This is a genomic window from Streptomyces sp. CoH27, assembly GCF_020181035.1.
In the GTDB taxonomy this organism is placed as follows: Bacteria; Actinomycetota; Actinomycetes; order Streptomycetales; family Streptomycetaceae; genus Streptomyces; species Streptomyces camelliae.
Genome location: NZ_JAIQYY010000012.1, coordinates 343316 through 352661 on the forward strand (window position 1 = coordinate 343316; position 9346 = coordinate 352661).

A 9346-nucleotide genomic window follows, 5' to 3' on the forward strand; every position below is an offset into this window, starting at 1 on the left:
CGGCGGCACCCCTTACTTGTTCTGTGGCCTTCACCTCACGGCCGACGCCCCCGGAACCGCCGCCGTTCGGCGGGCGCGAGATGCGGCGGCTCGTCCGCCAGCCGTACGACCGGATCCTCCGGCCCTTCCCGCCCCGCCACCACCGGCCGGTCCGCACGCAGGGCCTTGGCCCGGTACTGGGCGGCGTCGGCGAGCCGGAAGAGCCGCCGGGCGTCCAGCACCGGCCCGATCGGGTCCTCGGTCGAGGCGACCCCGCACGACACCCCCTCCCCCAGCTCCAACTCCCCCGCCCGACGGCAGAGTTCGTCAGCGGCCTTGACCACCTCATCGGCAGCCGGCCCGACCGTCAGCAGACAGAACTCGTCCCCGCCGAGCCGCGCGGCCAGCGCGCCCGGCACCATCGCCCCGCACAGCGACAGCACCGAGCCGAAGCGCTCCAGCAGCCGGTCGCCGACGGCGTGCCCGAGGGTGTCGTTGACCCGCTTGAGCCCGTTGAGATCGCACACGACGAGGCTGACGACCACGCCCTCGGCGCAGTGCCGTTCGACGGCCTCCTCCAGACGGACGTCCACAGCACGGCGGTTGGCGAGTCCGGTCAGCGCATCGGTGAACGCGAGCCGGCGCGCCTCCTCCAGCCGCTCGGACTGCGCGAGTCCGGCGGCCACGACGGCGGCCAGGACGGTGGCGAACTCGGCGTCGGCAGGCCCGAACACGGGCACATCGACCGGACGGGCGACATACAACTCACCCCAGGCCCGCCCATGCAGCAGTACGGGGGCGACGACACAGCACCCGCGCCCCCGGCGGCGCAGGGCGGCGACCCGCTGATGGAAGTACCCGGGCGTCCCGGCGGCGGTCCCCTCGGCGGTCTCCACCCAGGCGTTGGGCCCGCCCCCGCCGGCCCACCGCTCGTGCAGGAACTCGGTGATCTCCGGGAACTGGTGCACCGGATAGGTCTCGGCCGCCGGGAACTCCTCCTCGTCGGGCCGCCGGTCCCCGACGTTCACCAGCACCCGCAGCCGCCCCAGCTCCCGCTCCCACACCGACAGCGCCGCGAAGCTGCCGTCCAGCGCACGGCAGGCCCCGAGCGCGGCGGCCTGCCATGACCCCGGCGGGGTGTGCGCCGCCGCCATCCCCTGAGCCAGTGCCACGACTGCGGTCAGCCGCTTGTCCTCACCCATTACTCCAGGTTAGGGATTATTTTGGGTAATCGGGACATTCATCTGCCCTTCGGGGTGCCGCTTCACTCCCCGGGCCACTCCGGCTTGCGCTTCTCGTTGAAGGCCGCCACTCCCTCCGCCCGGTCCGCCGAGAAGGCGACCGTGCGCCAGGCCGCGTCCTCGACCTCCAGCCCGGCCCGCAGATCCAGCCCCTGGCCGAGCCGCAGCGCCCGCTTGGCGGCACGCAGCCCGACCGGCGAGTTCCCGGCGATCCGCGCGGCCAGCGCCAGTGCCTCCTCCCGATCACGCCCCTCGTCCACCAACTGGTCCACCAGCCCCAGCTCGGCCGCCTCCGCCGCCTCCACCCGCCGCGCCGAGAAGATCAGCTCGGCCGCGCGCGCCGCCCCGACCCGCCGCGGCAGCAACTGCGTACCGCCACCGCCCGGAATCACGCCCACGGACACCTCGGGCAGCCCCACCACCGCCGTACGGTCGGCCACGATCAGGTCGCAGGACAGAGCCAGTTCAAAACCACCGCCCAGCGCGAACCCGTGCACCGCCGCGATCGTCGGCATCGGCAGCTCCAGCACCCCGGTGTACGCCCCGCGCGTCACCGGCCGCTGCCGCCGCAGATCCGCGTCACTGAACGAATTCCGCTCCTTCAGGTCGGCCCCGACACAGAACGCCCGCTCATGCGAGGAGGCCAGCACGACCACCCGGACATCCGGGTCCCCGGAGAGCGCCGTACACGCGGCGGAGAGCGATCGGGCCATCTCCGTCGAGACGGCATTCATGGCCTTGGGCCGGTCCATGACCAGCTCCGCGACCCGCCCGTGCCGCCGCACCAGCACGAACTCCCCGAACCGCTCCTCGCTCATGACACCCTCCGGCTCGCCAGTTAACGCGGGTTAACCCACTGTCGGCCCGATCATCGCAGCCGCACCAGCCCCCGGGAAACCCCAGGGGGCTACACCCGTTCGAGTGACATCCCGCCCGTCTCCCCCTACATCACCCACAGGACCGCATAGCGTGCGTCCGCCACGGCGCACCGGGGGCGCACGGCGGGGAGGGAAGCCATGACACCGATACGCGCACAGGATCAGGCGGAGCCGGACGAGAGTCCCGCACCGGGCGCCGTACGACGCGGCCGCCACCGCAAGCCACGCCCCCGCAAGGTGCTGCTCGCGGCGGGCGGTCTCGCCCTGGCCGCGGGCGCCCTCAGCCTGGTCCGAGTCGCCGCCCCGCACCCGGGGGTCGGCTCCCCCGGCACGGCGGAGGCCGAGCCCCGCCTCGGCACCGGCGGCGCCACGGACCCCGCGTCGAACACGGCCGCCACGGTCGCCGCGTCCCCCACCGCACTGCCCTCGGCGACCTCCGCCATGGGCAGCAGAAACCTCGCCCCGACGACCACCGCCCAGCCGAAACCCGGTACGACCCCGCCCGCAAGGACGACAGCACCGTCCGCCACCACACCCCAGCCCACAACGCCGCCTGCCACCCCCCAGCCGTCGACGACACCGACGACCCCGCCGACTGCGCGCCCCACCCCCATCCCCGTCCCCACCACACCGGCGCCCACGCACAGCACGACGGACCCGGGTCCGGGCGGGCTGTGCGTGCCGGTGATCGGCCTGTGCGTGGACCTGCCGGGACCGGGAGGGAAGTGACGTCAGGAGCGTCCGTCGCGGCGGGTGAGCAGCCACGGCTCGACCACACCGAGCCCGCGCACCGGCCGCTGCCACATCGGCTGGAGCGCGAAGCGGTACACCGGCGGCTCCTCGCCCTCCTTCTCGGCGGCCGCCGCGGCCTCGGCCGCCTCCGCCTCCGAGGCGGGCGCCTCACCGGTGCGGATCAGCTCCTCGGCGAAGGCACTGTCCACCAGCACGGCGTCGCGCGGCGCTATCGAGGTCAGCCGCGAGGCCAGGTTCACCGTCGTACCGAACACATCGCCCATACGAGTGGTGACCGTGCCGAACGCCATGCCGACGCGCAGCTCGGGCATCGTCTCGTCGTTCGCCATCGTCTCGACCAGCCGCAGTGCGATGTCGGCGGACGTACCCGCATCGTCAGCCGCGTACAGCACCTCGTCACCGAGGGTCTTGATGAGCCGTCCGCCCCGCGCGGCGACGAGATCGGCAGCGGTGGTCTCGAAGGCCTCGACGAGCTCCCCCAGCTCCTCCTCCTCCATCCGCCGGGTGAGCCGCGTAAAGCCCACCAGATCGGCGAAGCCGACGGCGAGCCGCCGGTCGACCATCTCCTCGTCGTCACCGGTCTGCACCACACGCCCGGCGGAGGCGGCGAGCTGCCGCCGCCACACATAGACCAGGAACTCCTCCAGCTCGGGCAGGAGCAGCTCGACGATCGGGTACGTCACCTCGGTGCGGGTCATGCCGGGCTCCGGGGGCTCGGTCAGACCCTCCAGAAAGGAATCGATCTGCCATTCCGCCAACCGGGCGGTGGTCTGCCCAGTGGACCGCGCCACCTGCACCGCCATGGCCTCGCTCAGCAGCCCCGCCTCGACCAGACCCGCGAGCCGGCGCAGGGCCAGCACATCGGCCTCGGTGAGCGCCTTGGCCTGCCCGATGTCGGCGAACCCCATCGCCCGCCAGAACCGCGACGCCAGCTCCATGGAGACACCGGCACTGCGAGCCGCCTGGAACGGGGTGTAGCGGCGCTCGGCGCCCAGGATGAGCTGCTCCAGGCGCAGGGCCAGCGGGTCCTCGCCGGTGTCGGCGGCGTCCGCGCCCGCGCCGGAGCCCGTGTCGTCGACGGTCACGCCTGCTGCCCTTCCGATCTCCTGCGGTCAGGTAACGACCGGCCTCAACTCTACGGCAGGTGTGCGCCAGCTCACTCCGTTGGGTTTGGCGGGCGGGTTCGTGTTCGACCCCACCCAGCTGATCGACGTCGGCCACAGCGGTACACCGACATGCGGGAAACCCACCCCACGACGAGCCGACGACGGACAGGCAGCCGCACACGGCGGGAAGGGGACGCGCCGGGCGGCGGCCCACGACGGGCCGGCAGCCACACACGGCGGGATGGCTATGTGCCGGACGACCCGGCAGCCGCGCACGGCGGGAAGGGGACGTGTCGGGGGTGTCCGCCCGCAGCGGTTGGCGCGTCAACGCCGGAACCTGGACGGCCGACCGATTCCGCGCCGTTCCGAGGACGGACACCCCCCGGCGCGGCCCCGACCCCCCACCACACTGGGCGCTGCACCAGCCCCCACCCACCCGCACAGGCGCCGCAGGCACCCCGCCACACGAGCCGCAGACACACGACGCCCCACCGCCCACGACGCCCCACCGCACACGCGCCGCAAGCCCACGCGCCGCAGACTCACGCCCCACCGCCCACGCGCCGCAGGCACACGCGCCGCAGGCATCCGGCATCCGTCACGCGGGCCGCAGATGCACGATGTCCCCCGCCCCCACCGGCTCCTGCACACCCTCCCCCGTGGCGATGACCAGCCGCCCGTCCCCGTCGACCGCGACCGCCTCGCCCACGATCGACCGATCCCCCGGCAACTCCGCCCGCACGGTGCGGCCGAGCGTGGCGCAGCCCGCCGCGTAGGTCTCCTGCAGACCACTCACCGCAGGATCCCCCCCGGCCGCACGCCACCGCCCGTACCAGTCCTCCAACCCCCGCAGCACGGCCCGCAGCAGCGGATCCCGGTCCGTGCTCACGGCCCCGGCCAGCCCCAGCGACCCCGCCTGCGGCACCGGCAGCTCGTCCGCCCGCAGCGAGACATTGATGCCGACGCCGATGACGACACTGTCCTCACCCGCCCGCTCGGCGAGAATGCCCCCCGCCTTGCGCTCCTCGCCCCCCACGGTCACCAGCAGATCGTTCGGCCACTTCAGCGCCGTATCGACACCCGCCGCCCGGGACAGCCCGCTCGCCACGGCGATACCGGTGAGCAGCGGCAGCCAGCCCCAGCACGCCACCGGCACCTCGGCCGGCCGCAGCAGAACGGAGAAGAACAGACCCGAGCGCGGCGGCGCCGACCACCGGCGATCCAGGCGCCCCTTGCCCGCCGTCTGCTCCTCCGCGACCAGCACCGCGCCCTCCGCCACCTCCCCGGCGGCGGCCCGTGCCACGAGGTCGCTGTTGGTCGAGCCGGTCCGCGGGACCACGTCGAGGCGGGACCACAGGCTCCCCTCCCGCACCAGAGCACGCCGCAGTGCCGCGGCGTTGAGAGGGGGACGTTCCAGGTCGGACCAGCGGCTGCCGTTGTCGTCTGCTGCATTGTGCGGCGTCATGCAAGCCACCCTAGGTGTGGTAAACGACGCAGTGCTGACCGGTAGGGCCACCACTACTCTACGGATGAGTAACCGTCCCCCCTTTTGAGCAGGCAGGGAGCCGTATCCCGATGTCCGAGCCGGAAGAGATCGACATTCACACGACCGCGGGCAAACTCGCGGATCTGCAGCGCCGTATCCACGAGGCGACGCACGCCGGCTCTGAGCGCGCCGTCGAAAAGCAGCACTCCAAGGGCAAACTGACGGCCCGTGAGCGCATCGGCCTCCTCCTCGACGAAGACTCCTTCGTCGAGTTGGACGAGTTCGCCCGCCACCGCTCCACCAACTTCGGGCTGGAGAAGAACCGCCCGTACGGAGACGGCGTGGTCACCGGCTACGGCACGGTCGACGGCCGCCCGGTCGCCGTCTTCTCCCAGGATTTCACCGTCTTCGGCGGCGCGCTGGGCGAGGTCTACGGCCAGAAGATCGTCAAGGTCATGGACTTCGCGCTGAAGACCGGCTGCCCGGTCATCGGCATCAACGACTCCGGCGGCGCCCGCATCCAGGAAGGCGTGGCCTCCCTCGGCGCGTACGGCGAGATCTTCCGCCGCAACACCCACGCCTCCGGCGTGATCCCGCAGATCAGCCTGGTCGTCGGCCCCTGCGCGGGCGGCGCCGTCTACTCCCCGGCGATCACGGACTTCACGGTCATGGTCGACCAGACGTCCCACATGTTCATCACCGGCCCGGACGTCATCAAGACCGTCACCGGCGAGGACGTCGGCTTCGAGGAACTGGGCGGCGCCCGCACCCACAACACCGCCTCCGGCGTGGCCCACCACATGGCGGGCGACGAGAAGGACGCGATCGAGTACGTCAAGCAGCTGCTGTCGTACCTGCCGTCCAACAACCTCTCCGAGCCTCCGGTCTTCCCGGAGGAGGCGGACCTCGCGGTCAGCGACGAGGACCGCGAGCTGGACACGGTCGTACCGGACAGCGCGAACCAGCCGTACGACATGCACACGGTGATCGAACACATCGTGGACGACGGCGAGTTCTTCGAGACCCAGGCGCTCTTCGCCCCGAACATCCTCACCGGCTTCGGCCGGGTCGAGGGCCACCCGGTGGGCGTGGTCGCGAACCAGCCGATGCAGTTCGCGGGCTGCCTGGACATCGCCGCATCGGAGAAGGCCGCCCGCTTCGTCCGTACCTGCGACGCCTTCAACATCCCGGTGCTGACCTTCGTGGACGTTCCCGGCTTCCTCCCGGGCGTCGGCCAGGAGCACGAGGGCATCATCCGCCGCGGCGCGAAGCTGATCTACGCCTACGCGGAGGCCACCGTCCCCCTCATCACGGTGATCACCCGCAAGGCCTTCGGCGGCGCCTACGACGTCATGGGTTCCAAGCACCTCGGCGCCGACCTCAACCTGGCCTGGCCCACCGCCCAGATCGCGGTCATGGGCGCCCAGGGCGCGGTCAACATCCTGCACCGCCGCACGATCGCCGAGGCCGAGGACTCGGGAGAGGGTGACGCGACCCGGGCCCGGCTGATCCAGGAGTACGAGGACACCCTCCTCAACCCCTACATCGCGGCCGAGCGCGGCTACATCGATGCGGTGATCATGCCGTCCGACACCCGCGCCCACATCGTCCGCGGCTTGCGTCAGCTGCGCACGAAGCGGGAATCCCTGCCTCCGAAGAAGCACGGCAACATCCCCCTGTAAAGGAGCCGCTGTGACGATCAGAGTCGTACGGGGCAACCCGACCCCGGAGGAGCTGGCCGCCGCCCTGGCGGTGGTCCGCGCCCGCGCCGCGGCGGCAGCGGCCCAGCCGTCCGGCGCGCAGGGCCTCAGGGACGCGTGGTCCGACCCGAACAGAATCACGTCGGCCCGGCTCCCCAAGCCGGGCCCGGCGTCCTGGACGCGCACGTATTGGCCGAGCTGAGGGGTACCAGCCTCAGGGACGCGAGGCCGTATCGACATGCGGCTCCGCCGCGTGGGCGCACAGGAGAACAACACAGGGCGCCGATTTGAGTACGGCTACTCAGGCACCCTCACCCGGCCCGGCCCCACGCTGGTGGCATGCTGTGGTCGGACCCGGAAGACGAGCCGCCGGAGGACCTGCGCGAAGCGCAGGACATGCTTCGGCGGCTCGGCCTTTTCATGGCCGTGGCGATGATCCTGGCGATGCTCGTCATCGGCCTGAGATGAGCCGACTAACCTGACCCCATGACCGCAACGCGCCGCAGGCGACTCATCCTCGCCTCGAAGTCCCCCGCCCGCCTGGGCCTCCTGAGGCAGGCCGGTCTCGCCCCGGAGGTGATCGTCAGCGGGGTCGACGAGGACGCCGTCACCGCCCCCACCCCCGCGGAGCTGGCCCTCGCCCTGGCCGAGGCGAAGGCCTCGGTCGTGGCGGCGAAGCCGGAGGTGCACGGCGCCCTGGTGATCGGCTGCGACTCGGTGCTGGAGCTGGACGGCCAGGCCCTCGGCAAGCCGGCCGACGCCGAGGAGGCGACGGCCCGCTGGAAGTCGATGCGCGGCCGGGCCGGCACCCTCCAGACGGGACACTGCATCTGGGACACCGCGACCAATCGATACGTGGCCGGGGTCGCCTCCACCGTCGTCCACTTCGGTGAGCCGAGCGACGAGGAGATCGCCGCGTACGTCGCCTCCGGCGAGCCTCTCTACGTCGCCGGGGCCTTCACCCTCGACGGCCGTTCGGCGCCGTTCATCGAGGGCATCGACGGCGACCACGGCAACGTCATCGGCATCAGCCTGCCCCTGGTGCGCAAACTGCTGGCCGAACTGGGCGTCGGCATCACAGAGTTGTGGACACCGTCGGCCGAGTGACGACCTGGGCGGGCACGGAGTCCTGAGGGTCCTCGTCCCCGTCCTGCGGCTCGTCCGTACGGGGGGCCGGTACGACGGCCGCCGTACCCGGGGCGGTGCCCGACCCGGGTTCGGCGACGGCCTCGGGACCCCCGCCCTCCCCCGCCCCACCGCCGGAGGCGCTCTGCTGCGAGCCGGCGTCACGGTCGTACGTCATCAGGAGCAGCACGACGAGGCCGAGCACGGCCACCATGAACAGGAACGCCGTCCAGCCGACCAGACCCCAGGCGAAGGCGCCCAGCAGGCCGTGTACGACCGCCACGCTGATCAGCAGGACACGGCCGAAGCCCGCGGGGGCGCGGTCGCGTATCGCGACCAGGACGGCCACCAGGGCGCACAGGACGAAGTAGAGACCGAAGACGATGCCGCCGATCTTCGAGGACGTCGCCATCGCGGACGGGTCGAGGCCCGCCAGAGACATGTCCTGCCGCTCGACGACGACTCCGAGGAACCAGTTCAGCGCCGCGACGAAGACCCCCTCCGCGAGGAGGACGACCGCCACGACCCACGCCACAGGCCTGCGCACCACCGTGGATCCACCCACTTCCCAGCCAGTGTTCTTGTTACCCCAGGTACGTTCGAGCCATCCCGAACGCTACTAACGGGTAAACCCAGGGACAAGGGTTCGCGTGGCAGCAAAGAATCATTGGGCCATTCGTAGGGACTCGACAAAGAAACCGAGTGGGCCGCAGCACGCTCTCACAGAGACCTTGACCACACGACAGGGCTAGGGTTTCCGGGAGGAGCCCTGCGTGCTGAGGTGCGACAAGGGCTTTCGCGGGTCGAGCGGGCCTCGAATCACGCTCCGTGTGGGCAAGCTCACCATTGGGGACGGGTCGAAGTGCCGTGTCGGCAGTCCCTAAACTCGGCTTGTTTCAAGGAGGGAGCCTCAATCGTGCGCAAGGTGCTCATCGCCAACCGTGGCGAAATCGCTGTCCGCGTGGCCCGGGCCTGCCGGGACGCCGGGATCGCGAGCGTGGCCGTATACGCCGACCCGGACCGGGACGCGCTGCACGTCCGCGCGGCCGACGAGGCGTTCGCCCTGGGCGGTGACACA

At 71.8% G+C, this 9346-nt stretch carries 10 protein-coding genes and 1 pseudogene; 6 read left to right on the top strand and 5 right to left on the bottom strand.

From position 1 onward, the window contains the following. Positions 1 to 35: 35 nt before the first annotated feature. Positions 36 to 1181, bottom strand: a complete 1146-nt coding sequence (locus LE548_RS22570; RefSeq protein WP_225098740.1) for a GGDEF domain-containing protein — start codon at positions 1179 to 1181, stop codon at positions 36 to 38. Between the two features lie 62 nt (positions 1182 to 1243). Next, entirely contained in the window at positions 1244 to 2038 is a 795-nt protein-coding gene (locus LE548_RS22575; RefSeq protein WP_225098741.1) for an enoyl-CoA hydratase/isomerase family protein, read from the bottom strand. 198 nt (positions 2039 to 2236) lie between these two features. On the opposite strand from LE548_RS22575, the gene LE548_RS22580 reads away from it, so the two are divergent. After that, complete coding sequence (locus tag LE548_RS22580) at positions 2237 to 2827, top strand: hypothetical protein (RefSeq protein ID WP_225098742.1); 591 nt, start codon at positions 2237 to 2239, stop codon at positions 2825 to 2827. A 2-nt stretch (positions 2828 to 2829) separates the two neighbouring features. On the opposite strand, the gene LE548_RS22585 is transcribed toward LE548_RS22580, so the two are convergent. Continuing rightward, complete coding sequence (locus tag LE548_RS22585; RefSeq protein ID WP_225098743.1) at positions 2830 to 3936, bottom strand: adenylate/guanylate cyclase domain-containing protein; 1107 nt, start codon at positions 3934 to 3936, stop codon at positions 2830 to 2832. A 619-nt stretch (positions 3937 to 4555) separates the two neighbouring features. After that, entirely contained in the window at positions 4556 to 5422 is an 867-nt protein-coding gene (locus tag LE548_RS22590; protein WP_225098744.1) for a biotin--[acetyl-CoA-carboxylase] ligase, read from the bottom strand. A 110-nt stretch (positions 5423 to 5532) separates the two neighbouring features. On the opposite strand from LE548_RS22590, the gene LE548_RS22595 reads away from it, so the two are divergent. The 4 genes from LE548_RS22595 (at position 5533) to LE548_RS22605 (ending at position 8250) form a co-directional block, all read left to right on the top strand. Beyond that, a complete protein-coding gene (locus LE548_RS22595; RefSeq protein WP_225098745.1) occupies positions 5533 to 7125 on the top strand; it encodes an acyl-CoA carboxylase subunit beta in 1593 nt (530 codons plus the stop codon). 10 nt (positions 7126 to 7135) lie between these two features. Next, positions 7136 to 7345: an acyl-CoA carboxylase epsilon subunit gene (locus LE548_RS22600; protein ID WP_225098746.1), complete on the top strand. Its 210-nt coding sequence runs from the start codon at positions 7136 to 7138 to the stop codon at positions 7343 to 7345. Between the two features lie 137 nt (positions 7346 to 7482). After that, complete coding sequence (mmpB, locus tag LE548_RS45525) at positions 7483 to 7611, top strand: morphogenic membrane protein MmpB (RefSeq protein WP_263636389.1); 129 nt, start codon at positions 7483 to 7485, stop codon at positions 7609 to 7611. 18 nt (positions 7612 to 7629) lie between these two features. After that, a complete protein-coding gene (locus tag LE548_RS22605; protein ID WP_225098747.1) occupies positions 7630 to 8250 on the top strand; it encodes a nucleoside triphosphate pyrophosphatase in 621 nt (206 codons plus the stop codon). A gap of 180 nt (positions 8251 to 8430) precedes the next feature. Here LE548_RS22605 and LE548_RS22610 read toward each other — a convergent pair. Next, positions 8431 to 8818: pseudogene (locus tag LE548_RS22610) on the bottom strand (hypothetical protein); the annotation flags it as partial. Positions 8819 to 9184: 366 nt separating this feature from the next. Here LE548_RS22610 and LE548_RS22615 point away from each other — a divergent pair. Further along, positions 9185 to 9346: biotin carboxylase N-terminal domain-containing protein (locus LE548_RS22615; RefSeq protein ID WP_225098763.1), on the top strand; the 162-nt coding region annotated here is incomplete at its 3' end.